Below are 25,311 nucleotides of genomic sequence, written 5' to 3' on the forward strand. Positions count from 1 at the left end.
ATGAAATACCTTCCTCTTTCCCTGCTCATTCTGCTTGCAGGTGTGCAGTTATCTTTTGCGCAGCAAAGGGTTTATAAAACAGATAACTTTCTTATTCATTACGATTCGTCTGACGTTCCATCGAATAAGGATCACCGGTATACTTCGCTGCAGGCAAAGCATACAACAGCAGCCGTTCCCTATTATATCCAGGATATGGGTCTCTACCTGCAGACTGCCTTTGATAAATATGTATCACTTGGTCTTACAGCAAAAATGCAGGAAGCCGAATTTTATGAGCGTGAAGTAAAAGAAAAAAAAGCAGCCCCCACTTTGTTGAAGATTCTCATTTATGTGGAAGATATCAAAGACGCCAATGGAAAATCAATTGATGGCGAAACCTCATCGGCCAGTATTAAGATCAACACATTGGTTCCACCCGAACGTGGCATGAGTACAGCCCTTGCTTTACAGAAAACCTGCACACATGAACTGCTGCACTATGTAACCATGAAACACTACAGTCTTGTAGCTGCAGGTATGGCTACCAAATGGTGGTGGGAAGCTTTGGCTGTTCAGGCCGACCGTTTGGTCTTTCCCAATAACAAACCGTATGAAGCAGAGCAGTATGCGGGTGAAAGCAGTCAGAATCTTTCATTCGTTCTGCACCGTTCATGGGATGATTGCAACGAAGAACCCAACTGGTATACAGCAGGTGGTTTTCTCAGTTATCTACTGTATTACAGGCCCGGTGCACATGCCGATTTCAAAGAATTCTTTTTTCGCCCCACTCAGAATAAAACTTCTTATACCAGAACCGTGCTTGATACTTATGTAAAAGAACTGGGAGCTGTAAGCATTGGCCGGGAATATCATAACTATATTAAGTGGTGTTACGACAATAAAGGGTTTGCCGCCATTGACACGTCACCTGCTGCCCTTGCAGGAAATGCACATACGCAACTGATCAGGCTTGATGAAAAGTTTACAGCTGATACAGTTACAACTACCATCCCCTATATGGCTGCAAAAATCTACCGGTTAAAAAATATGGAGATCAAAAAGAAAACCATCATTGTAAAAAACAATACGCAATCGGAGAATGTGCTGATGTATGTTTACAGTTGCATACCCGGAAGCAGAAAAGAACTGATGACCCTGCGTTCTGCTTTAACCGGTGACAGTTTGATCTTTCATTACCAGGATAAACGGCAATGGCTCGACATTGTATCCATCAATGCTTCCAATGGTGAAACAGCAACAGCAAGTCTCATTGTTATTGATGCAGTAATGGCCGAAGGTGATTATAAAGGGAAGGTTGAATTTGGCGATGATAACAGTAAGATGAAATCGAAATACAGTATTACCCTTTCAGATCTGCACATCATCATTGATGAAAAAAACCAGGCAACAGGAAGCATCGAATTTCACATGGAATATCCAAAGGATGGAATGCTGGCCGAGTGTACCGATTTCCAGGGAAGAGTTGATGCTTATGGAAATTTTATTTTAAAGGGAAGAGTAAAAGAAACCAGCTTTCCTAAATGCAAAGAGGGATGTTGCACATTTGAATTAATTAAACAGGGAAGCCCCTGCATGAAAGCAACCAAATACCTGTACTGGCATTTTACCGGAAAGGTGAAGATAACGGCAATCCAAAAAGAAATTGAGGGTAACATCATTGTATCGCAATCGGCACAAATGCCGAAGGGTGATAAAGCCATGCTGAAATATGCTGTAAGTACAAATTAAATTTATTAAGTCGCTGTTATTCTGCAACCGGCAATGGCAGATTTTTTATATTTATAAAAAATACACCATGCTGAAAACTGTGTTCTTCTTTTTTTGTCTTGTTTATTTCGCAGGAGCATTTGCTCAGGCTGATAATAACACAACATTTGCCCGTTATATAAAAATATTACCGGGCGACAGTTTGCTCAAACTAAAAGAACCGGTTAAAAATCAGCTGACCAAATTAATCAGTGTTACAAAGCAACAGCATTTGATTTTTAATGGTGCAGATAAAAATGCAAACATCAATACCGGGCGCTGGCTTGCTGCCCGGCAAAAACAGGATTTGTACAGGGTGGACTTATCTTATTTAGTAAGTAAATACATTGGCGAGACGGAAAAAAACCTGGAACACATATTTAACACAGCTGAAGAAAAGAACTGGGTATTGTTTTTTGATGAAGCAGATGCCTTGTTTGGTAAGCGTACAAATACAGCAACAGAAAAAGAAAGTAACAGTAACCAGACTTATTTCCTGCAACGGATAAAAGAATTCAAAGGAACTGTTGTCATCGCCTGTACGGGAGAAGATTGTTTATCAAAAATCGCTAAGCAGAACTTTACACTGATAAAACAATAAGGACGACAGCAAATTTTTAACTAATAGATTCCAACATTTCATTTAAGTTAGCAGAATCATTCACATAACAGTGCACACATGAACTTTCTTGGCAATCTTATCTGGCTCATCTTTGGCGGCTTCTTCGCTGCACTGGGTTATTTTTTTGGAGGAATCGTTCTCTGCATCACCATTGTTGGGATTCCATTCGGACTGCAGTGTTTTAAATTGGCAGGTCTTGTGCTGTGGCCATTTGGCAAACAGGTGGTGAGCAATACAAGTCAAACTGGATGCCTGTCTGTTGTGGCCAATATCATCTGGATATTAGTTGGCGGATTGTGTGTTACCGTTACGCATCTTGTAATGGGTGCTCTTTTGTATATTACTATCATTGGCATTCCCTGGGGCAGGCAACATTTTAAATTGCTTGAAATTTCATTGATGCCATTTGGAAAAAAGATTGTGCAGGGATAGTAAAAGAAATAATAAATGAAGAATTAAAAATGAGGGATGAGAAAGTAACAGAAGAAAATAAACACAGCTTTTTTTTAACGTTTGTAACTTTTTATATGAAATCAATATCAACCAGCCTGATGCTCTTCTTTGTTTTATGTACAAATGTTTCTACCGCACAAAAAACATATGTGAATACTCCACCTGAAATTTCACCAATGCCCATGAAACCGGAAATGACGGAGATCTGGAACCCTGAAGTAAAACTGGTTACTCCCGGCAAAAAAACTGGCGAAGCCCCTTCTGATGCTATCATTTTATTTGATGGTAAAAATCTTGATCAGTGGATAAGTCAGAAAGACAAATCAAAACCTGCTCCCTGGAAAATAATCAACAACGATTACTTCGAAGTGGTTCCCGCTTCTGGTGGTATTCAAACAAAGATGGCATTTGGTGATTGCCAGCTGCATATTGAATGGAGTGCACCTGATGCGGTTGAAAACGGCGGGCAGGCAAGAGGAAACAGTGGTTTGTTTTTTCAGAACCGGTATGAACTGCAGATACTCGATTCGTACAACAACAGAACTTACAGTAACGGCCAGGCAGGAAGTATTTATAAAGATCATCCTCCGTTAGTAAATGCTATGCGTACCCCGCAGGAATGGAACGTGTATGATGTAATTTATACTGCACCACGGTTTAAAGCCGATGGACAATTAGATGCTCCTGCAAGAATTACCGTGTTACATAATGGTGTAGTGGTGCAGAACAATGTAACCATTCACGGCCTTACATATTATACCGGCTTACACAACTACCATTCTGCACATACTGAAGATGTGATTTCTTTACAGGATCACGATTCCAAAGTACAATTCAGAAATATCTGGATCAGGAAATTGTAGATGCTGAAGAAGAAATAAGAAACCTGCAATCATTTTTCTGATCAGACTATTTACTTACATTGTTGAGTAAATAAATTCTGCTGTGCAGTTCATCTTACAATTGCTCCATGAAAAGCAGTACACATAAACCCGCTTATTATGTCATCAACGGCATAACCATTTACAGGGTTATTGCTGCGCCAGTTTTACTGTTGATACTGCTGTTCAAACAGTATGATCTTTTTAAATGGCTGCTCGTCTTCAGTTTTTTTACGGATTTCATTGATGGTTTCCTGGCAAGAAAGTTCAGAGTAACGAGCATCTTCGGCACAAGACTAATTGTTGCGGCCATTGTTGGCTTGATTGTAATAAAACCCCTTTTCCTCAAACAGCACATGGTTCTTATTGGTCTGCTTTTAGCCTTGCATCTTACACAGATCATTTATTCATTTATCCGCTACGGCAAAATAACCAGCTTCCATACTTATTTTGCAAAAACAGCTGCCATCTTACAGGGTGTGTTCCTGATTCTTGTTTTCTTTTTGCCAGAGCCTGTTCTTCCATTATTTTATGCAGCAGTAATTCTTACCGGGCTGGAACTGATTGAAGAAATTATTATGGTCAGCCTCCTGCCAAACTGGGAAGCCAATGTAAAAGGATTGTATTGGGTATTGAAAAAAAAGAAGCAGGAAAAGATTGCCCATTAAGAGTACCGGTTACCAAAACGAAATACAGAACCTGCATGAAGAATTCCGGGTTGTATAAATGTCCGTAATTTCTGGCATACTGAACCTTATATTAAACAGCAATGCTTCTGCAACAGTATTGCTGCAGAAGCATTGTTTGAAATGAATCTGTTTTTTATCAGTTTAAAAACTATACCTAACACCAATAGCTGAACTGAAATTATAAGATGTATTTCCTCCACCCTTTGGAAATACCGGGTTCAGTTCAAGCTGTATCCCTGCTCCAAGACCGCTGCAGAAATTATAATCAAACCTGGGTCCAATAACTGCATTAAACAGTGTTTGACTGTTACTGTACATACCGCCGCTGTATTTACTTTTTAAGTTTACAACCCCTGCCAATGCATGAACAGAGAAGGTATAACGATCATCCAGCCCTGCATCTTTAAGCGGCACATAAGTGATTCCTGCCATTAAATTTAACTTTGTATATTTTGTACTGTTCATTGATCCTGCATTAAAACGTATATCTGCAGTAATACCGATTTTTGGATTCAGAAATCTTGTATACTCAAGTAATCCTCCATACAAATTAAAGCCAGGCTTAGCGTCTTCACGCAGCAGTGATCCTGCCAGAAATATCTGGTTGCGGGGAAAATCTCCACATACACTTAAAGAAGGTCCTTCATATTGATAATGCTTATAAAAAGACCAACCACCATCACCCATTCTGTTTTGTTCAAACTGTCCGGTAAGCGGATTATAATATTCCCTGTAATCATAATAACCTTCTTCGTCTTCATCTTCTATATCACGGTAGCCGGCAACAGCAACTCCATTCTTGTATTCAATTTCTGTATACTCATACTCATCCCCGTAATCATCATACATTGAACTGTCGAAATGAACAGGTTTCCCGTTACAATCATAATAGGTTACTTCTTCATACATAAATCCATCGCTGTAATACTCACGGTAAATTTCTTTACGTACAGTACCATTTAAGTATTTGTACTGAATGGTTTCTGTTTCAACATTATTATAACCTGTAAAAGGTTTGTATTTATACTCGGCAATTCCCCCTGCCCCGTATGTATCATCAGCTTTTGATTCCGTCTCCGTCTTTTTCTCCATGATCCTGTTCAATTTCTCTTTCCACAACGTACTTGAAACAGTTGCCCCCATATCACTGTAAGCAGGAGCTTTCCATTGGAGTTTATATCCGGGTGCAAATGTAACCTGGCTGTACTTTTTAGTATTTATGTTGTACTGAAAAGAGCTTTGTGAACCGGGCAAATCAGTCCATTTATATCCTTGCTGAATAACATTCACTGATCTTATTTCTTCAATAACACTGATGGGAATTGAATTGATATCTGAAACAACTGAGTTTAAATAGGCAGATTGATGTTGATTATCAAAATAAAAATTATCGATCCGCATACCTCCACCGGCAGTTTTATAATCATACTGAGAAGTGCGCTGAACCACATTATGTGTTTTCGGCGAACGGAGAATGGTTTCAGTAAGGTTGCCAATGGAAAATGATCTTTTTTCCAGTATTTGCTCAGACCCAATTACTGTTACAGGTACTGCCGGTTCTATGATAAGCCGTGGCTTTTGAGCATTAATAGAATTTGTACAAAGCAGGATAAGCAGCAAGCAGCTGCTTATGCGGATGTGGGAATTTTTAGTAGACATAACCATGTATTTAAAGGATGAAGATTCCTGTTAAATAAACCGGTTTCAGCAGCAAAGCCAAATCTTAAGTGATCAAAAGGAAGGATGAAGAACTGATACTAAAATAACAAATTAATCAGGAAAATAAAAATAATGGAGAATTATAATCAATTACAGGATCGATACATACAAATCTTCCACCTTCTTCCTTGCCCAGGGAGTTTTACGCAGAAAGGTTAAGCTCGATTTAATGCTGGGGTTACTGATAAAACAATTGATGCGGATGCGTTCGCCCAGCTCCTCCCAGCCGAAATGTGCCACGAGTTCAGTTACAATAAACTCTAATGTTTTGCCATGCAGCGGGTCGTTTGATTGATTCATAAAATGAATTGTTCTTCTGTATTGCTGTCAAAAGTAGGACGTATGCAGGAACTGATGTGAAAAGATTTTGAGGCTTCTGTATATAATTGAAATGAAACAACTGTTTACGGTATGTTTCTGCGTAAGTAGTTTTACCTGGTAGTTTTATCATTTAATTTATTTCTTCATTTTTTTAGTAACTGCTCTGTAAATAACTAAGTAAACATGCTTAGTCAAACTTACTGTACCTACTGGTTTTTGAAACATAACATACCATTTTGTTTGTTCGCTTCAAAACTGAGCCTACATTTACTAAACAAATCCAATACCTGAAAAATTCAGGATCCAATACCGGTGAAAACCAAACAAATCCAAAAGCCCGTTTAAATCACGGCTCTATGAAACCAAAGGATGGCTTCTGTACCCAAGGATGAAAGGACCAGAAACAGAAAAACTTGAAGCCTCATAATGGCCCCGCAACATTGCGGGGCTTTTTATTTCTCCCAATTATATTTTGGAGTTTGTCTTACCTCCATTCCATAATTACATCCCTGCCCAAACGGATAATGAGTAAACTAATAACCAGCAGAAATACATAGCGGATAAACACATTGCCTTTTAAGATTGCAGCTTTGCTGCCAATATAACCGCCGAGCATATTACAAACCATCATAGGCAAAGCAAGTTTAAACAATACAGCTCCATTGAGTAAAAAACCAATCAATGAAGCTGCATCAGCAATAGCATTAATAATTTTTGAAGTGGAAGATGCATGCAGGAAATTCATTCCGGCTACGCTTACAAATGCAAATACAAGTAAACTGCCTGTGCCGGGCCCGATAAAACCATTGTAAAAACCAATCACCGCTCCAATAGCTCCGCAAACAAAAAGAAAGGTTTTCCCTTTGTATTTCACTTCATGCACAGCGCCAAAATCTTTTTTGATAAATGTGTAAACAGCCAGCACAATAATTACTACAAGCAGCAATGGTTTAAATACCTCCGGGCGAATCAGCTCCATGACAAAGGTTCCACTGAAAGATGCAATGGCAGCAGTTATACCTGTAACAACTGCAACAGAAAGATCAACCCCTACCATGCGGATATACTGAAATGCAGCAACAGCTGTACCTGCAACCGATGCAAACCGATTGGTGGCAATTACCTGCACATGTGTAAGTTCGGGAAACAGGATGAGCAGCATGGGTACCTGTATTAAGCCGCCACCGCCAACAACAGCATCAATAAACCCTGCGAACAAAGCACCAAAGCAAATGATTACATAAATCCACCAGTCAAGCATGGCTGCAAAATAAAGAAGAATGATCTGAATAAAACAGGGGTTGTTTATTGTTTCAAAAAAATAAACACAGCACCTATCAGTGTTAACACTATCACCACTTTCCTGTAATTCTCATCTTTAATTCTATGAACAATTTTCAATCCCATCCAGAAACCAATTCCCAAAGCAGGCAATAACACAATATCCGTTTGTAAACTGGATGCAGTAATATTCTTCCAGTAAAAAACCTGGAAAGGAAGTTTAAAGAGGTTGATGACCAAAAACACCCATGCAGCTGTACCAATAAAATCATTCTTAGGTAAACGCATGGCCAGAAAATAAATATTCGAGAATGCTCCGGCAAGGTTGCCCAGCATGGTGGTGAAGCCCGCCACCAAACCGGTACCGGATACAAATAAAGGATTCGTTGGTATGCTGATTGTTTTGCGAAATTCCATGTAAAGAATAATTACTACAGTAATAAGAATGATCAGGGCCATCACTTTTCTGAACACTTCTTCATTCAAATCTTTTCCCACAAATACGCCAATTAAAATTCCAATGGCCATCCATGGTATCAGTTTCCAGAAATGCTTCCACTGTGCATGACGGTTGTAAAAAAATACAGCACCAATATCTGCCACACATAACAAGGGCAATACAATTCCGGTGGATGCCTTGCCTCCAAATACAATAGCCATAATGGTTACATTGAGCATGTCCATGCCTTTTAACCCCGCTTTGGAAAGGCCAATAATAAATGCAGCCAGCAGGATGAGCGCCCAGTTGAGTGTTGAATAAGCTTACATGGCAGTATAAAAAATGACACAACCTGATAGTCATGACCTGAATTCTAAAAATGAATGAGTGTAATCATAGCAAAATTGAATTTTAATACCAACCTTAGCCAGTAGAATTGTAAGGTGATATGGTGTAAATCGGTTAGTGATAGCCCAAACAATCTATGAGTTTCAGCTAAACAGAACAGCTGTTTTATTCTCCTGAATGAATTAACTTACAACAAACTCCTTATATATGCCGAACAGTCTGCCAGTGTACAAAGTAAAAGTGAACGAATTTGAATTTGCTTTCACCAGAGAACAGATTGATGCTGTTGACCTCGTAAAAAAATCTTCCACAGAATTTAATCTCATTAAAGATCACCGCTCAGTAAATGCAAAACTGATAGAAGCTGACAATGATGCCAAGAAAATGACTATTGAAGTGGATGGTGAAAATTTCGATATTGAAATTAAAGATGAGCTGGACCAGGTGCTTGACAAGATGGGCTTTGGTGCTGTTGCCAATAAACAGATTAAAGAAATTAAAGCACCAATGCCGGGGCTGGTTCTGGAAATTGCTGTTACAGAAGGACAGGAAGTAAAAGAAGGTGATAAGCTATTGATTCTTGTTGCTATGAAAATGGAGAACAGTATTCTCATTCATACCAGTGCAACAATTAAACGTATTGCCGTTACTGCAGGACAGGCCGTTGATAAAGGACAGTTACTGGTTGAACTTGATTAATCATTTTTAGAAATTCTTTTATGAAAAAAATATTGGTTGCCAATCGTGGAGAAATTGCTTTACGCATTATGCGGACGATCCGAAAAATGGGTATTCAGTCTGTAGCTGTTTATAGTGATGTAGACAGACGTTCCCCGCATGTATTATTTGCAGATGAAGCAGTATGCCTTGGTGCGGCGCCATCAAGTGAATCGTATTTGAATGCAGACAAGATCATTGCCTTTGCAAAGGAATTAGGAGTGGATGCTATCCATCCCGGCTATGGTTTCCTTAGTGAGAATGCAGACTTTGCACAGAAGGTGGAAGATGCAGGAATTACATTTATCGGTCCAAGCCCTGCAGCTATGCGGATCATGGGGTCAAAACTGGCAGCCAAAGAATGTGTAAAGAAATACAATATTCCCATGGTACCGGGAATTGATAAAGCCATTGATGATATTCCATTGGCAAAAGAAACAGCGAAACAAATTGGTTATCCCATTCTCATCAAAGCATCGGCAGGTGGTGGTGGTAAAGGAATGCGTATTGTTGAAAAAGAAGAAGACTTTGAAGAACAGATGCTGCGGGCCGTTAGTGAAGCAACTGCTTCATTTGGTGACGGATCTGTGTTTATTGAAAAGTATGTCAGTTCTCCCCGTCATATTGAAGTACAGGTAGTAGCCGATCAGCACGGAAATATCATTCATGGATTTGAACGTGAATGCAGCATACAACGCCGTCATCAAAAAGTAATTGAAGAAACACCTTCGGCTATCATCACTCCTGAATTGCGTGAACAGATTGGTGATGCTGCTGTGATGGTGGCAAAAGCCTGTAACTATACCAGCACCGGTACAGTTGAATTTTTAATGGATGACAAACTGAATTTTTACTTCCTGGAAATGAATACCCGTTTGCAGGTAGAACATGCAGTGTCAGAAATGATCACCGGTCTTGACCTGGTGGAAGAACAGATTAAAATTGCAAGAGGTGAAGTATTGAGTTTTTCGCAGAAAGATCTTGTACTAAATGGACATGCCATTGAGCTGCGTGTATGTGCTGAAGATCCATTGAATAATTTCCTTCCTTCCATTGGCACTTTAACCAAATATGTAAAACCAACAGGCGAAGGAATTCGTGTGGATGATGGATATGAAGAAGGGATGGACATTTCTATTTATTATGATCCTATGATTGCCAAACTGGTTGTACATGGAAAAACAAGAACTGAAGCCATTCAAAAAATGCTGCAGGCAATCAAAGATTATAAGATTGAAGGTGTTGCCACTACCCTTCCCTTCGGCACATTTGTATTTGAACATGAAGCTTTTTTCTCCGGGCATTTTGATACACATTTTGTAAAAAACTATTACACACCTGAAAAAATAAAAGAAAAACATAAAGCCGATGCAGAGATTGCAGCACTGGTTGCTTTAAAATACTGGATGGAAAAACAAACGATTACGCAACCTGTTAAACATAATGGCACAAGCTGGAAACGAAGGCTGGCTTAGATAAAATCAGAAATGAGGAATGAGAAATAAGAAATGAAAAATAAGAAAGTAAATACAAACGCATGAAATCAAAAGTTGATATACTCAGAGAAAAACTGGAAGAGGGAAAGTTAGGGGGTGGTGAAGACAGGAATAATAAACAGCACCAGAAAGGAAAACTCACTGCAAGAGAGCGCATCAGCCTGCTCATGGACCCGGGTTCATTTGAAGAAATCGGTGCATTGGTGTTGCACCGCACCAAAGACTTTGGCATGGAAGATCAGCAGTTTTATGGTGATGGTGTTATCACTGGTTATGGCACAGTACATGGTCGCTTAGTGTATGTATTTGCACAGGACTTTACAGTGTTTGGTGGTGCCCTATCAGAAACGCATGCAGAAAAAATTTGCAAGATCATGGATCTTGCAATGAAAACAGGTGCGCCAATGATTGGATTGAATGATTCAGGTGGTGCAAGAATACAGGAAGGTGTACGTTCATTGGGTGGTTACGCCGATATCTTTTACCGTAATGTTTGGTCGAGTGGTGTTATTCCGCAAATCTCTGCTATCATGGGACCATGTGCAGGCGGTGCTGTGTACTCTCCCGCTATGACTGATTTCACCTTAATGGTGGAAGGCACGAGTTATATGTTTGTTACAGGACCCAACGTTGTTAAGACGGTTACCAACGAAGAAGTTAGCTCTGAAGAACTCGGCGGCGCATCAACTCATTCAACCAAAAGCGGGGTTACACACTTAACTTCTGCCAATGATATGGAATGCATTGAGCAGATTAAAAAGCTGTTGAGTTATATGCCTCAAAACTGTGAAGACATTACACCAAAAGATCCTTACACATTTACCGATGAAACAAGAGAAGTATTAGAAACCATTCTTCCGCCAAGTACCAATCAACCTTATGATATCAGGGATGTGATTACTGGAATTTGTGATGAAGAAACATTTTTTGAAATACATAAAGACTACGCAGAAAACATTGTGGTTGGTTTTGCAAGACTGGCAGGAAGAAGCATTGGCATTGTTGCCAACCAGCCAATGAGTCTTGCAGGCGTACTGGACATTGACAGCTCAAAAAAAGGGGCAAGGTTTACACGTTTCTGCGATTGTTTTAATATTCCGTTACTGGTACTGGTTGATGTACCTGGCTTTTTACCTGGTACTGATCAGGAATGGAACGGCATTATTACCAATGGCGCTAAACTGCTGTATGCATTAAGTGAAGCAACAGTGCCACGTGTAACGGTGATTACACGTAAAGCATATGGAGGTGCTTATGATGTAATGAATTCAAAACATATTGGTGCTGATATGAATTTTGCATGGCCTACTGCAGAAATTGCGGTGATGGGCGCTAAAGGTGCCAGTGAAATTATTTTCAAAAAAGAAATTGCAGAAGCTGCTGACCCCGCAAAGAAATTATTAGAAAAGGAAGCAGAGTATGCAGAAAAATTTGCCACTCCTTATCTTGCTGCTGAGCGTGGATTTATTGATGAAGTGATTGAGCCAAGAGAAACAAGAAAAAAGCTGATAAAGAGTTTTGCAATCCTTGAAAACAAAGTGGCCAAGCGTTCAAGAAAAAAACATGGCAATATTCCATTGTAAGAGTTGATTTATTATTAATTGATTCCTCAGTTGATTTGTTCATACTGCTCGCTTGATTTTATTATACTTTCTTACTTTTAATTTTAAACAAAACAGTATGAGCCACATGAAAAAATATTCATTGGTTTTTTTATTATTACTTATTGTAACAGCTATGACCAACGCCCAGCAAAAAAGCCCTGTTGGAACTTATCTGTTACAGGGAGTAAGAGAAATGGCTTCCGGTTTTGAATTAAAAGCCGACTCCACTTTTGAGTTTTTCTTTTCTTATGGCGCACTTGACCGTTACGGAAAAGGAAAATGGAAACAGCAGGGAAACAAAATCATCTTCAACAGCAGTCCTCACCAGGGTAAAGATTTTAAATTAACCGACAGCAGTAAAAAAGATGGAGCATTTATCTTTCTCCAGTTTGATTTGAAAAACCCGGTACTGAATAACTATATCTATGCCTATAGCGGCAAACTGAAAAATGACGAATATCCTGTCCGTGCAAATGGAAGCGGCCTCATCAAACTTCCTGTTACAACCGATTCAATTCATGTGCTGTTTGAATTTGTGCCTGAACGGGAATCTGTATTCAGTCTCAACACAAAAAACTTCAATCATTTTACATTTACCCTTGAACCATGGATCACAGATGTGTACTTTATTTATTTCAGTTTAACCCTGGCAGATAACAAACTGGAAGGGAAACATCCGCTGATTACAAAAGAACATTGTGAATACGTAAAAGAAAACTGATGCATCTTCCTTATTCCAATCAGGCAACACTAAGGAATTGCACTTAAGCCAATATAGTATTGATACTGCTTTTTGAAACATACCGCTTTCAATTGTTGCAGGCCTGCAAACGCAGGGATACCTTTACTCCAGCAATTGAAGTTACCCAAATCCAATTCCTGAAAACCAGGTAATCCAACAGCCCGTTTAAATCACGGCTCTATGAAACAAAAAACGGCTTCTGTACCTAAAGAGAACGGACAACAGAAATATCAACAAATTGAAGCCATAGAAAAGCCCCGCATCACTGCGGGGCTTTTAAATACTTCCTTCAGTATCGTTTATTTTAATACTTCATCAATTTCTGCATCACCCTCTTCATCTTTTGCTTTGGGGTAATCATTCTTAATTTGCTGTTCAAATTGCTTTTCATCCTTTTGATTTCGTATCACCAGGTACACAATCAGTGCAATCACAGCAATTCCAACAGGAATGATAATTGACCAGTTCATCTTTGATCGTTTGTATCTAAGTTAGCCCATTTTCAGCGATTGCTATGTTAAGTTTCAGAGATATCGGCCTGTTTTTAGCGCTCCGGCAGCCTGATTTTAGAACACGATAAATAAGTCAGTAAGCAATACCCCTTACTGAAAACTGCTGTAGTTACTGGTTTTTACAACAAACAGTACAGATTGTTTTGCAACATAAAATGATCCGTCTACATTTATAAAACAAATCCAATACTTAAAAAACCGAAGATCCAGCATCTGAAAAACCTTTGACCAATACCTGAAAAACCAAGTAAAATCCAATGACCGTTAACACGGTTCTATGAAAACCAAGAATGGCTTCTGTACCCCAAGTAAAACGGACAAAGAAACACAACAAAAAAAATTGAAGCCCATAAAAGCCCCGCATTGCTGCGGGGCTTTTCAGTTGATATACATTCTTCTTAACGCTGGTGATACATTGAAAACCCTGCCATTTTGAAACTGCTGACCATCCTCTCCCGAAACCCGGTTCATAAGTAACCCCATTTTTGTTGACTCTTTTTACCAGCCAATACCTGTATTGAAAGGCCTTCTGAAACAAGGCATATCAAAAAGTGCAGAATTAGGCCTGTTTGCTTCTATATAGCTTCTGCACCATCTGTGCAAAATTGAAACTATGACACAGATCATTTTTTGAGTAACTTAACAGATATATCTTATCCTTAAATTATATGAACATGAAACATTCACACATTGTATCAAGAATTGCAATCTATTTGCTATCTGTTGTGCTCATAATTTTCGGCATTTTCCACTTCAAATATCCCTACGACCTTTTGGTGTATGTGCCTGACTTCCTTTTAGGAGGTATCCGCTGGGCCTATGTTGTTGGCGGGGCTTTTATTCTTGTAGGTATTTCGTTTATGACCAACCGGTATGTTAAATTCACCAGTTACCTGTTAGCAGGCTTACTCATCATTTTTATTTTAACCATCCACCTGCCCAATGCACTTAATGCCGGTGCCCCCGAAATGAGGCAATGGGCCTTAATCAATTTACTGAAGGATACAGCCATTGTTGGTTTTGCCCTACATATTGCAGCAGGCGCCCATCATCAGCATCTGCATTTTGAAGAAAACGATTAATTGAATTAGTTCGCTATTGAATTACAGGTAAACAGCTGAGCATTTTGTTCAGCTGTTTACCTGTTTCCTTTACAGAATCCTTTGCTTTTCGCAGAGCTTATTACCTTTATTTTCTAAACTGTACTTATTGTTCATCAACATACATACACATTTACCTGCAGCCCATCATGAATGGGCAGTTCAAAACCTTTATCAGCATTTTGAGCAGGTTGCGGTATCCGGAAACTATTCTATTGGTCTGCACCCCTGGTATTTGAATGAGGAAACAGTTATTTCAGATATTGAAGAGCTGAAGAAATGGAGTGTTCAGCCAACTGTGCTGGCAATTGGCGAATGCGGACTGGATAAAGTATGCAGTACCGATTTTCTTCTGCAAAAAGTCATCTTTCTTAAACAGGTTCAATGGGCAAACGAGCTGCAAAAGCCACTGATCATTCATTGCGTAAAGGCGCATGAAGATGTACTTCAACTCTTATCAAAACATCAAAACAAAGTACCGGTCATTTTTCATGGTTTTAATAAGAACAAAGAGCTTGCCCTTAAAATTATCAGCAAGGGATATTATATTTCTTTTGGAAAAGATTTACAGCATCAGCGTGTACGTGAATTGATGGCTTCGCTATCTCCCGAAAATCTCTTTTTAGAAACCGATGATTCTGAAACTGAAATTGAAAAAATTTATACCCTGGCAGCAGAAGCTTTACAGATTACCGGAGATTCACTTAGTTTGCAGCTCCAAAAAAATGCAGCTGCTGTTTTTGGCGTTGCGGCAATACAATTATGATGGATATTTCCTGGCTTTCAAGAACAAGTTTATTAATTGGTGAAGATAAACTCCGGTCTCTCACAAAATCGCATGTAATGATAGTAGGGCTTGGTGGTGTTGGTTCCTATGCTGCCGAGTTTATTGCACGCAGCGGTATTGGAAAAATGACAATCATTGATGGAGATGTGGTTGATCCTACAAACCGAAACAGACAGTTACCTGCTCTTGCAACCAATCATGGTCAGTCAAAGGCATTAATTATGGCTGAACGTTTGCAGGCAATCAATCCTGAACTGGAATTAACAGTCATCAAAGAATTCATCAACCCGGAAATGGTTGTGCAAATGCTGCAAACTAAACCCGATTATATCATTGATGCCATCGACAGCATTACACCAAAAATTACTTTTATTAAACTGGCTTTTGAAAGTGGTTTGCCCTTGGTGAGCAGTATGGGTGCAGGTGCAAAACTCGATCCCACAAAATTGCAGGTAGTGGATATTTCAAAAACATACAATTGCCCTTTTGCACAACAGATCAGAAAAATGCTGAAGCAGCATCAAATCAGAGAAGGAGTCAAAGTTGTGTTCTCACCGGAAGAACCAATTAAGGAAAGCTTAATGCTTACCGATGGAAAGAATTATAAAAAATCAGCGTATGGAACTGTTTCTTACATGCCTGCTGTATTTGGGGCTGTTGTGGCTTCAGTTGCTATCAGGGATTTGATGGATAAATCTTCTGTATAATATTTGAGAGTGCATAGTTTTTCTTACCTTTTCTGCAGTATTAACCAAACTGAATAATCATGAAAAAATTACTCGTCATCATACTGATTTCATTCAGTAGTTCATTTGTTGCTGCACAGGATAAAACAGAATCAATTGATTCAAGCCAGTATGCCTGGTTGTATATCTACCGTTCAGACAAATTCGATTTGGGAATTGTAAAGTATGATCTTAAACTCAACGACTCAACACTCTGCACTGTCCGCAATCATAACCGTTTCATTATTCCGGTAAAACAATTTGGTCCGGGAATGCTGTCTGCAGAAATGGAATTTAAAATTAAACTGAAAGTTGATCTGAAGCCTGGTGAGAAATATTATATCTGGTGCAGCCTTAATCCGGGGTTGATTGTTTCAAATCCCAGATTAACATTAGCAAAACCGGAAAAAGGACCAAAAGAATTTGACAAAGCCAAAGGAGTGATCAATGAAAAATTAAATCAATAAATAAAAACGTTCAATAAAGAACTATTCAAAAGCCGGCAATTCATTCAAACCGATGAGCCGGCTTTCTTTTTTCTCCCATGCATACGTATAGCTTCCATTCGTGATTACAATGTATGGAACAGGAACAGAAACATGATAGCGGACAATTTGCTCCAGTACTTTTTCACTCAGCTCCACATCCATTGCCTTGCATTCAATCATCATCCATGGCTTGTGGTTAGTATCATAAACCAGTACATCAAAACGTTTCTTCAATTCACCCAATGCAATTTCTTTTTCAATTCCAATTAATGCTGAAGGATAATTCATTGTTTGAACCAGGTAACGAATAAAGTTCTGACGCACCCATTCTTCAGGAGTGAGAACAACCCAGCTTTTCCGTATCTCATCAAAGATTATTTCCTTTGAATCCTTCTCTTTAATCTGGAAAGAGGCCGGGGGGAACACAACTTTTATCATTGCTCAAAAGTAAATGATTAATTTAGCAGAATTTAATTACACAAAGATGAAGACAAAAGAAGAAATCGTAAAGAACTGGCTGCCCCGTTACACAGGTAAACAATTACATGAATTTGGCAAGTATATCCTGCTCACCAACTTCAGCAACTATGTTAGTTTATTTGCCGAATGGAACAATGTGGAAGTAACCGGTGGCGATAAACCCATGCAATGTGCAACAGCTGAAGGCATTACCATTATCAACTTCGGTATGGGAAGTGCAACCGCTGCAACTGTAATGGACCTTTTGTCGGCCATTGAACCCAAAGCTGTTTTATTCCTGGGAAAATGCGGAGGATTAAAATCAAAAAACAAAATCGGTGATTTAATTCTTCCAATTGCTGCCGTTCGTGGAGAAGGAACAAGCCGTGATTATTTCCCTCCTGAAGTTCCGGCACTGCCTTCATTTGCTTTGCAGAAAGCGGTATCCACCACCATCCGTGATCATGACAGTGATTACTGGACAGGAACAGTTTACACCACTAACAGAAGAGTATGGGAACATGATGAAGAGTTTAAAGCCTACTTAGAAAAAATTCGTGTAATGGCGATTGATATGGAAACAGCTACCATCTTTACTGTTGGTTTTTTCAATCATATTCCAACTGGTGCTTTGCTGCTCGTTAGTGATAGTCCCATGACACCGGAAGGCGTGAAGACGGAAGAAAGCGATAAAAAAGTAACTACCAATTTTGTTGAACGGCATATCAATATCGGGATTGATTCACTCAAGCAGCTGATCAATAATGGTCATACTGTGAAACATCTGAAGTTTGAATAAGAATGCCGGTATTACTTGATATCAAAAACCTGGAAGTTGAATTCAAAACAGAAGAAGGCCTTGTAAAAGCTATTCATGGTATTTCATTCAGTATTGACAAAGCTGAAACAGTTGCTGTTGTTGGTGAATCAGGTTCAGGCAAATCGGTTACTTCACTTTCAGCTTTGCAGTTGATTCCCCAGCCTCCTGCTGTTTATCCAAATGGTGAAATCATATTCACTAAGAAAGATGGATCAACAATCAATATGCTGAAAGCATCAGCAACTGAATTGCAAACCATTCGTGGCAATGAAATAGCAATGATCTTCCAGGAACCAATGTCTTCGCTAAACCCTGTCTTCACCTGCGGATCACAGGTAATGGAAGTAATACAGCTCCATCAAAAAGTAAATAAAGAAGAAGCTTCCAAACGAACCCTGCAACTGTTTGAAAAAGTAAAACTGCCAAACCCGGAAGCCATGCTGCACCGTTATCCGCATCAATTAAGCGGTGGGCAAAAACAACGTGTAATGATTGCCATGGCCATGAGTTGTAATCCATCTTTATTAATAGCTGATGAACCAACAACTGCATTGGATGTAACGGTACAGAAAACTATCCTGCAACTTATCAAAGAACTGCAGCAGGAAACAGGCATGGGTGTTTTGTTTATTACACATGATCTTGGTGTGGTACATGATATTGCTGATAAAATTGTGGTGATGTACAAAGGTGAAATTGTAGAGCAGGGAACTGTTGCTGAAATCTTTCATCAACCCAAGCATCCTTATACAAAAGCATTACTCGCCTGCAGACCGGCACTGCATCCAAAAGGAAAACGGTTGCCGGTGGTAAGTGATTTTCTTGAAGAAACCTCAGTCGTTAGTCGTGAGGCGATAGTCGTTAGTAACAGCATCCAACCGGCAATGAGCAACGCCGAACCACTAATGAAAATTGAAAATCTGAATGTTTGGTTTCCGGAACAAAAGAAACTCTTCAGTAAATCATCTACCTATATCAAAGCAGTGAGTGATGTAAGCTTTGAAGTGTATAATGGCGAAACATTGGGACTTGTTGGCGAAAGCGGTTGCGGCAAAACAACTTTGGGCAGAGCCCTACTTCGTTTGGTTGATTCAACATCAGGAAGTATTTTGTTAAACGGTGAAAATATTCTCAGCAAATCAATGGCTGCATTCAAACAGCAGCGGAAAGATCTGCAGATCGTTTTCCAGGACCCCTACTCGTCTCTCAACCCACGCATGAGCATTGGTGATGCCATTGCCGAACCGATGCTGGTACACGGTTTACAACATAACAGAAAGCAGGCTAAGGAGAAAGTAATTGAGCTATTAGAGAAAGTAAATCTCACTGCTGCCCAGTTTAACCGGTATCCACATGAATTCAGCGGTGGTCAGCGGCAGCGAATTGTTATTGCCCGTGCATTGGCACTTCATCCTTCCTTCATCGTTTGGGATGAATCTGTTTCTGCGCTCGACGTAAGTGTACAGGCACAGGTGCTGAACCTGCTCAATGATCTCAAAAAAGAATTCGGTTTCACCTCTATCTTCATTTCCCATGATCTTTCGGTGGTGCGTTATATCTGCGACCGGATCATTGTTATGAACAAAGGCCGCATTGAAGAAATGGGCCGGGCTGATGATATTTACTACCGTCCACAATCGGATTATACCAGGCAATTACTGGCTGCAATCCCCGGCATTGCAAGCCCGGTGGGTTAAGGGTGGATAAGTTTCCCCGAATTTGGCCTTAATTCCCTACCTTTGCCCGCATTAAAAAGTAACAGGTTCAAGCCCGGTGCTGTAAGACGGGGTTTGGAAGGGTTCTCTTAGTATTCACCCCAACGCTGCGTTTGTATCTGTTACCAAAATCTTTTTTTACGCAGTATGAAATTATCCCAGTTTACTTTTGATCTCCCTCTCAACCTTATTGCTCAGAATCCAACAAAAAAACGTGAAGACAGCCGTTTAATGGTTGTTCACCGTAAAACAGGCCAAATCGAAAACCGTACGTTTCGTGATATCATGGAGTACTTCGACGATAAGGATGCATTTGTTGTAAATAACACAAAGGTGTTTCCTGCCCGTATGTACGGACGTAAGGAAAAAACAGGTGCTAAGATTGAAGTGTTTCTTCTCCGTGAACTGAACAAGCAGAACCGTTTATGGGATGTAATTGTTGATCCAGCAAGAAAGATCCGTGTTGGTAATAAATTATATTTTGGAGAAACTGAGGACCTGGTTGCTGAAGTAATTGACAACACTACATCACGTGGACGTACCATCCGTTTTCTGTTTGAAGGTACAGATGAAGAGTTCCGCACTGTGCTGTACAACATGGGCGAAACACCACTTCCAAAATACATCAAGCGCAAACCGGATGATGAAGACCGTGAACGTTACCAGACTGTGTTTGCCAAACATGAAGGCGCTGTTGCAGCACCAACTGCAGGTATGCACTTCAGCCAGGAACTAATCAAACGTTTGGAAATTCAGGGTGTACGTTTTGCAGAAGTTACTTTACACACAGGATTAGGAACTTTCCGTCCGATTGAAGTGGAAGATCTCAGCAAACATAAAATGGATGCTGAATATTATAAGATTGATGAGTTTGCATGTAAGATTGTAAACAAAGCAAAAGAAGGCAAGAACCGCATCTGTTCTATTGGTACAACTACCATGCGTGCTTTGGAAACATCTTTTACTGCACAGCAGTTATTAAAACCAAGCGAAGGCTGGACCAATATTTTTATTCATCCTCCTTACAATTTTAATATTGCTGACTCATTAGTAACGAATTTCCATCTGCCTAAAACAAGTTTACTGATCATGACCTGTGCATTTGCCGGTTACGATTTAGCAATGGAAGCTTACAAAAAAGCAATTAAAGACAAGTACCGTTTCTTCAGTTATGGAGATGCGATGCTGGTGATATAAAACCCCGGCCCTAAAGGGAGAAATACATTTGTGTTACCAGCTTACCGATTTCTATTAAGCTGTTGTTGCGTCGCACACTTGTATTGTAGAAATTGTATTCAACATTTGAAGAATGAGTAACAAAGCTTAACAAAATAAAAAAAGTTTGGCTTCCTTCTCCTTTGGAGAAGGACCGAGGATGAGGCCATGAGCAAAACAGCAAAAGAATCACAGATAATCATGACGGAGTTGGTTCTGCCCAACGATACAAATACATTTGGAAATTTAATGGGAGGTCGACTGATGTACTGGATGGATATTGCATCAGCGCTTGCAGCCAGCAAGCATTGTAATTCCCCTGTTGTAACTGCCAGTGTAGATAATATTTCCTTTGAAAGCCCGATCAAACTGGGAAACATTGTTCATATAGAAGCAAAAGTATCAAGAGCGTTCAATACGTCTATGGAAGTGCATATGCAAGTATGGAGCGAAGACTTCAATCACCAGAACAGGTACAAAAGCAATGAAGCCTATTATACATTCGTGGCACTTGATGAAGAACGCAAAGTAAGAAAGGTACCCGAGCTGATTCCTGAAACAGAAGATGAAATTAAATTGTTCGAAGGTGCTTTACGCCGCAGGCAGTTGCGTTTAATTCTTGGTGGAAAAATGAATCCTGATGATGCAGTTGAACTGAAAGCTTTTTTTGTAAAAGATTAATCAGGCTCAAAATCTTCAGGTAACATATTCGCCAGGCGTTCAAATGCCCAGATACCATCATAGTAAGCTGCAAGGGGAGTTAAAAGCCTTCCTTTATAATCAAGCAGAATTGGCCTGACATTTAACCTCAAGCCAGAAAAGGTTCCTGAACGTGGTTGCCCGGTTAATAACTGCTTCTTCTGCATATCTTGTTTCAGCGTTGTATTTTTTTTATAGATTACACGCAACCAGTCGGCAGCATTTAATTCATAAATTTTATATCCTGAATCAGAATAAAGACAAAGCAAACTGTCTTCTGTAACTGTTCTGGCAATATTTATTTTTGATGGACCACTCCTGATTACAATAGAATTATTTTTTGGAAGGCTGTCTTTTACTGCGATTTTCTTTTCTATCACCTGTTGAACAGTAAATCCTTCATCGTTCAGTTTCCTTTTTACAAGGCTGTGAAAAAAATGCTGCGTGCTGCCTTCATATGTATCGTTTCTCCGGCGTTTCCATCTGCGTTTTTGTTCCCCTTCCTTATTCATATCTTCATAACGTGTATAGCCGGAGAAATAAGAAAGTCCTGTACTGCGGTTATAATAAAAATCAATAATGGTAAAATGAATAATATATCCCAGCTCAGGATTTTCTATTATGAGTGAGGTATCAGCATAAGCAATCACTTCATTTTTATTACTGCCTGCTGCAAACTGCACCTCACTGAGATTTTTTATTTTACAGCTTTGTGCTGCATTGGTAAACCCCAGTAAATTATCCTTAAATATTTTGAGGTAACGGACTCTTGTTTCATTGGGAAGAATGAGAAGCTCTCTCATCTGCTTTTCTTTTTTAGAGAGCTGAAAAGTGATTTTAAATCCTCCGGCTGTTATATCTACCGAATAAAGCAATGCTTCAAATCCAACATAGGAAGCTACAAGTTCATAATGGCCGGCCTGTAATGGGCCAAGCTGAAATTCTCCGTTATCATCTGTAATTGCTCCTTTCGTAGAATTGTTAATATATACACTGGCATTTTTGAGCGGCGCAAGAGTTTCACCATCGAGCACTTTGCCCCTGATATAAAACGACTGTGCAACAGCAAGCTGTTGCACAGATATAAAAAATATGAATAGTAAAAATCGAATCACTTTACTTACTTATCAACAATCGTCATCAAATGATGCTTACCCTTCAGCATATACTTTTTGCTCTGTTCAATAGCATCCATCACCTGGTCGAGAATAGTTTCAACAGGAGCATTATAATCAATCTCCATTGGATCTTTAATTGTTACAGAAAGTAAACTTCCACGTTTCTTAAACTTTAATCCTTTCTTATTAAATGCACGCCAGAAACCATTGATGACGATAGGCACAACAATTGGTTGATTCTGTTTGATGATGTAAGCAGTTCCTTTACGGCCCGGTGCAAATGGCTTGGTTGTTCCCTGCGGGAAAGTAATTACCCAGCTGTCATCCAGTGCTCTTGCAATTTTTCTTGTATCGCCCGGATCCAATCCACGCTGTACTTCTTTGCCTTCGGCACGCCAGGTACGTTTTACAGTAATTGCTCCTGCTTTTGCAAACAAACGGGTAAGCCATGTATCTTTCATGGTTTCCGCAGCAGCAACATAATATATTTTTGTAACGGGGTTCAGCAAATAATAAGGAATTCCAAGACCTTTGTATTTCCCCCACTTAGCGGCAAAGAAAATATGAAGGAATACCATTACGTCGGCAAAATAGGTCTGGTGGTTACTTACAAATAACACATTCCTTTTGGGAAGGTCCTTTAATTTTTCAGCACCGTTTACCTGCAGCTTATTAATAAGTGCAACACCGGGGTAAGTGATCATACCAACAACCCCGTAAATGATACGACGTGATAAATTCAAATTCTTAATTCTTTCTAAGAAAGTGGACATGGTTAAAGTTGATTGACGTCTGATTCAGGTGCTGCAAGATAACAATTTGATAATATACACAAATAATAATTTTAGGTTGTCTTTCGCTCTTTTTCATGCCTTTTTCAGGCTTATATTTGACCAATGCGTTACAAGGCAGTTATTTTTGATATGGACGGGTTACTCATTGACAGTGAGCCTTATTGGGAAGAAGCAGGCAGTGAAACACTTGCAGAATTTGGAAAAGTACTAACTCAGGAACAGTACAGTTCTTCAACAGGGTTAAGAACAGAAGAATGGATCACACATTGGTTTCGTTTTTTTGATATTTCTATGCAGCATGTAACAGAAGCAACCAATACAATTATTCAAAAAGCCATTGATAAAATTGCTGCGAAGGCCGAACCAATGGATGGAGTTGATCATATCCTCCATTTTTTCCGGGAAAATAATTTTCAGATTGCACTTGCAAGCTCATCACCAATGGAACTGATTGATGTAGTAGTTGACAAGCTGAACATTCGTTTACAGTTTCAGATTTTTACTTCAGCACAGCACTTAGCATTTGGCAAACCGCATCCGGAAGTTTTTCTGAATTGTGCCAATGAGCTGGGAAGATTACCAACAGAATGTATTGTTTTTGAAGATTCATTCAATGGAATGATTGCTGCCAAAGCTGCACGTATGAAATGCGTAGTTGTTCCGTCAGCAGCTGATCATGCTCATCTGAAATGGAATGCAGCTGATCTTATCTTACCTAAACGATTTAAAAAAAAAAAGGTTACACCTCCCTAAAAAAAAAAACCCCCCCCCTAAACACCATAAAAAAAAAAAAAAAAAAACCCAGGCAGGGGGGGGAGGGCCCCACCCCCCCCCCCCCCGCCCCCCCCCCGCCAAACCCGGCCCGCCCCCCCCCCCCCAACCCCCCAAAAACCCCCGGCAAACCCGGTCTGCAGCATTTCACCAGGGAACACTTAGAGAAATTATAAAAGTTATTTCCTGTTTAATAAGTAGTCGTCATATCCTCATCCACACAAATAATAAAATCAGCTTTGCCTTTATATTCTGCTTCCAGTTTATTCACAGATTTTTGAGAAACTGCCCCGATGGTTCCATATTTCAATTCCGGTTTCGCTTTTTTCAAATACCAGAGTATGCCTTCATAATTATCAGAATGATAAGAACCGTTGTAATGAATAAACAATGAACCCTCTTTGTAATTCTTTAAAATAAAATGACTCATTGTAGCATCTTTGATTGCCTGTGCTTTCGGAAGATTTGGTGTTACATGTTCACCCATCATTTTCAGCATTGCTTTGTACCCGGGCAATTCTGCATCATAAGAAACTGGTAATGGAGCAATCCACATTTTCTGATTCTCAGGTAATGTATCCAGCACTTCAAAGCCACCCTTTGCAACCCTTGATGCATAAATGCGTGGAATATTTGTTGCAACAAAAACAAGTTTGTTCGTTTTTGCATACTTCACCAATGGCGCATAGTCAGTAGGATAATTCTTCCATAACCTTGCATCTTTTGCTAATTGTTTATCATCAATTTCGCCAGCTACAAACTGACTGAGTGCTGTTTGATTATCAGCTTCAAACATTTCAGCACCTAAAATAAGGTTTCTTGTTTTACCCAGGTCCTGTGTTAACTCCAGCTGCAGCCAGTGAATGATCGGGTTGTTATGAAATTCACCAAACAGCACAATATCTTTTTCCTTCAGTTTCTTCAGCATCTTTTCATAAGAAACTTTCTTTCCCTTTGCATCAAAGATCTGGTAAGCCTGTTTTTTCTGTGCAGCTAATTGAAATATTGAGCAGAAAAAAACTGATATCAGCAGTAGTTGTTTCATGT

The 25,311-nt window shown here is 39.5% G+C and carries 27 protein-coding genes; 18 read left to right on the plus strand and 9 right to left on the minus strand.

Annotated elements, in window-relative coordinates:
- From IPK31_20115 to IPK31_20135, 5 genes are all read left to right on the plus strand, one after another.
- Nucleotides 1–1,731, plus strand: coding sequence for a hypothetical protein (locus IPK31_20115; protein ID MBK8090030.1), 1,731 nt, complete (start codon nt 1–3; stop codon nt 1,729–1,731).
- A 67-nt stretch (nt 1,732–1,798) separates the two neighbouring features.
- On the plus strand, nt 1,799–2,350 hold the full coding sequence (locus IPK31_20120; GenBank protein MBK8090031.1) for an AAA family ATPase: 552 nt from the start codon (nt 1,799–1,801) through the stop codon (nt 2,348–2,350).
- A gap of 78 nt (nt 2,351–2,428) precedes the next feature.
- Nucleotides 2,429–2,803 (plus strand): YccF domain-containing protein, encoded by a 375-nt coding sequence (locus tag IPK31_20125; GenBank protein MBK8090032.1) that lies wholly within the window; start codon nt 2,429–2,431, stop codon nt 2,801–2,803.
- Nucleotides 2,804–2,898: 95 nt separating this feature from the next.
- Complete coding sequence (locus tag IPK31_20130) at nt 2,899–3,687, plus strand: DUF1080 domain-containing protein (GenBank protein MBK8090033.1); 789 nt, start codon at nt 2,899–2,901, stop codon at nt 3,685–3,687.
- 107 nt (nt 3,688–3,794) lie between these two features.
- Complete coding sequence (locus IPK31_20135) at nt 3,795–4,373, plus strand: CDP-alcohol phosphatidyltransferase family protein (protein MBK8090034.1); 579 nt, start codon at nt 3,795–3,797, stop codon at nt 4,371–4,373.
- Nucleotides 4,374–4,535: 162 nt separating this feature from the next.
- On the opposite strand, the gene IPK31_20140 is transcribed toward IPK31_20135, so the two are convergent.
- The 4 genes from IPK31_20140 to IPK31_20155 form a co-directional block, all read right to left on the minus strand.
- Nucleotides 4,536–6,053, minus strand: a complete 1,518-nt coding sequence (locus tag IPK31_20140) for a hypothetical protein (GenBank protein ID MBK8090035.1) — start codon at nt 6,051–6,053, stop codon at nt 4,536–4,538.
- Nucleotides 6,054–6,203: 150 nt separating this feature from the next.
- Nucleotides 6,204–6,413: a DUF2132 domain-containing protein gene (locus tag IPK31_20145; protein ID MBK8090036.1), complete on the minus strand. Its 210-nt coding sequence runs from the start codon at nt 6,411–6,413 to the stop codon at nt 6,204–6,206.
- A gap of 505 nt (nt 6,414–6,918) precedes the next feature.
- Nucleotides 6,919–7,695: a TSUP family transporter gene (locus IPK31_20150; GenBank protein ID MBK8090037.1), complete on the minus strand. Its 777-nt coding sequence runs from the start codon at nt 7,693–7,695 to the stop codon at nt 6,919–6,921.
- Nucleotides 7,696–7,739: 44 nt separating this feature from the next.
- A complete protein-coding gene (locus IPK31_20155) occupies nt 7,740–8,450 on the minus strand; it encodes a sulfite exporter TauE/SafE family protein (protein ID MBK8090038.1) in 711 nt (236 codons plus the stop codon).
- A 259-nt stretch (nt 8,451–8,709) separates the two neighbouring features.
- On the opposite strand from IPK31_20155, the gene IPK31_20160 reads away from it, so the two are divergent.
- The 4 genes from IPK31_20160 (at nt 8,710) to IPK31_20175 (ending at nt 13,040) form a co-directional block, all read left to right on the plus strand.
- Entirely contained in the window at nt 8,710–9,201 is a 492-nt protein-coding gene (locus tag IPK31_20160) for a biotin/lipoyl-binding protein (GenBank protein ID MBK8090039.1), read from the plus strand.
- 20 nt (nt 9,202–9,221) lie between these two features.
- Complete coding sequence (locus tag IPK31_20165; GenBank protein MBK8090040.1) at nt 9,222–10,694, plus strand: acetyl-CoA carboxylase biotin carboxylase subunit; 1,473 nt, start codon at nt 9,222–9,224, stop codon at nt 10,692–10,694.
- A 62-nt stretch (nt 10,695–10,756) separates the two neighbouring features.
- Entirely contained in the window at nt 10,757–12,298 is a 1,542-nt protein-coding gene (locus tag IPK31_20170; protein MBK8090041.1) for an acyl-CoA carboxylase subunit beta, read from the plus strand.
- A 97-nt stretch (nt 12,299–12,395) separates the two neighbouring features.
- The gene (locus tag IPK31_20175) at nt 12,396–13,040 is read left to right on the plus strand and encodes a hypothetical protein (protein MBK8090042.1); all 645 of its coding nucleotides are present in this window, start codon (nt 12,396–12,398) and stop codon (nt 13,038–13,040) included.
- 320 nt (nt 13,041–13,360) lie between these two features.
- Here the strand turns inward: IPK31_20175 and IPK31_20180 are convergent, their stop codons facing one another.
- Nucleotides 13,361–13,531: a hypothetical protein gene (locus tag IPK31_20180; protein ID MBK8090043.1), complete on the minus strand. Its 171-nt coding sequence runs from the start codon at nt 13,529–13,531 to the stop codon at nt 13,361–13,363.
- A gap of 716 nt (nt 13,532–14,247) precedes the next feature.
- Here IPK31_20180 and IPK31_20185 point away from each other — a divergent pair.
- From IPK31_20185 to IPK31_20200, 4 genes are all read left to right on the plus strand, one after another.
- Nucleotides 14,248–14,655, plus strand: a complete 408-nt coding sequence (locus tag IPK31_20185; GenBank protein ID MBK8090044.1) for a hypothetical protein — start codon at nt 14,248–14,250, stop codon at nt 14,653–14,655.
- A gap of 127 nt (nt 14,656–14,782) precedes the next feature.
- Nucleotides 14,783–15,439, plus strand: a complete 657-nt coding sequence (locus tag IPK31_20190; protein ID MBK8090045.1) for a TatD family hydrolase — start codon at nt 14,783–14,785, stop codon at nt 15,437–15,439.
- Nucleotides 15,436–16,167 (plus strand): tRNA threonylcarbamoyladenosine dehydratase, encoded by a 732-nt coding sequence (locus IPK31_20195; protein ID MBK8090046.1) that lies wholly within the window; start codon nt 15,436–15,438, stop codon nt 16,165–16,167. The genes IPK31_20190 and IPK31_20195 overlap by 4 nt, the downstream gene beginning before the upstream one ends.
- Nucleotides 16,168–16,226: 59 nt before the next feature.
- Nucleotides 16,227–16,652: a hypothetical protein gene (locus IPK31_20200; GenBank protein MBK8090047.1), complete on the plus strand. Its 426-nt coding sequence runs from the start codon at nt 16,227–16,229 to the stop codon at nt 16,650–16,652.
- Nucleotides 16,653–16,673: 21 nt separating this feature from the next.
- On the opposite strand, the gene IPK31_20205 is transcribed toward IPK31_20200, so the two are convergent.
- On the minus strand, nt 16,674–17,111 hold the full coding sequence (locus tag IPK31_20205; GenBank protein MBK8090048.1) for a type I restriction enzyme HsdR N-terminal domain-containing protein: 438 nt from the start codon (nt 17,109–17,111) through the stop codon (nt 16,674–16,676).
- A 46-nt stretch (nt 17,112–17,157) separates the two neighbouring features.
- Here IPK31_20205 and IPK31_20210 point away from each other — a divergent pair, with 46 nt between their 5' ends.
- The 4 genes from IPK31_20210 (at nt 17,158) to IPK31_20225 (ending at nt 21,563) form a co-directional block, all read left to right on the plus strand.
- A complete protein-coding gene (locus IPK31_20210; GenBank protein MBK8090049.1) occupies nt 17,158–17,931 on the plus strand; it encodes an AMP nucleosidase in 774 nt (257 codons plus the stop codon).
- A 2-nt stretch (nt 17,932–17,933) separates the two neighbouring features.
- Nucleotides 17,934–19,649, plus strand: a complete 1,716-nt coding sequence (locus tag IPK31_20215) for an ABC transporter ATP-binding protein (protein ID MBK8090050.1) — start codon at nt 17,934–17,936, stop codon at nt 19,647–19,649.
- A gap of 165 nt (nt 19,650–19,814) precedes the next feature.
- A complete protein-coding gene (gene queA, locus IPK31_20220; protein ID MBK8090051.1) occupies nt 19,815–20,864 on the plus strand; it encodes a tRNA preQ1(34) S-adenosylmethionine ribosyltransferase-isomerase QueA in 1,050 nt (349 codons plus the stop codon).
- A 186-nt stretch (nt 20,865–21,050) separates the two neighbouring features.
- On the plus strand, nt 21,051–21,563 hold the full coding sequence (locus tag IPK31_20225; GenBank protein MBK8090052.1) for an acyl-CoA thioesterase: 513 nt from the start codon (nt 21,051–21,053) through the stop codon (nt 21,561–21,563).
- Here the strand turns inward: IPK31_20225 and IPK31_20230 are convergent.
- Nucleotides 21,560–22,660, minus strand: coding sequence for a carboxypeptidase-like regulatory domain-containing protein (locus IPK31_20230; protein MBK8090053.1), 1,101 nt, complete (start codon nt 22,658–22,660; stop codon nt 21,560–21,562). The two genes, IPK31_20225 and IPK31_20230, sit on opposite strands and share 4 nt — an antisense overlap.
- Nucleotides 22,661–22,701: 41 nt before the next feature.
- Entirely contained in the window at nt 22,702–23,472 is a 771-nt protein-coding gene (locus tag IPK31_20235; protein ID MBK8090054.1) for a 1-acyl-sn-glycerol-3-phosphate acyltransferase, read from the minus strand.
- Nucleotides 23,473–23,595: 123 nt separating this feature from the next.
- On the opposite strand from IPK31_20235, the gene hxpB reads away from it, so the two are divergent.
- Nucleotides 23,596–24,246: a hexitol phosphatase HxpB gene (gene hxpB, locus IPK31_20240; protein ID MBK8090055.1), complete on the plus strand. Its 651-nt coding sequence runs from the start codon at nt 23,596–23,598 to the stop codon at nt 24,244–24,246.
- Between the two features lie 208 nt (nt 24,247–24,454).
- Here the strand turns inward: hxpB and IPK31_20245 are convergent, their stop codons facing one another.
- Complete coding sequence (locus tag IPK31_20245; GenBank protein ID MBK8090056.1) at nt 24,455–25,309, minus strand: ChaN family lipoprotein; 855 nt, start codon at nt 25,307–25,309, stop codon at nt 24,455–24,457.
- Nucleotides 25,310–25,311: the final 2 nt, after the last annotated feature.

Source organism: Chitinophagaceae bacterium (assembly GCA_016713085.1).
In the GTDB taxonomy this organism is placed as follows: domain Bacteria; phylum Bacteroidota; class Bacteroidia; order Chitinophagales; family Chitinophagaceae; genus Lacibacter.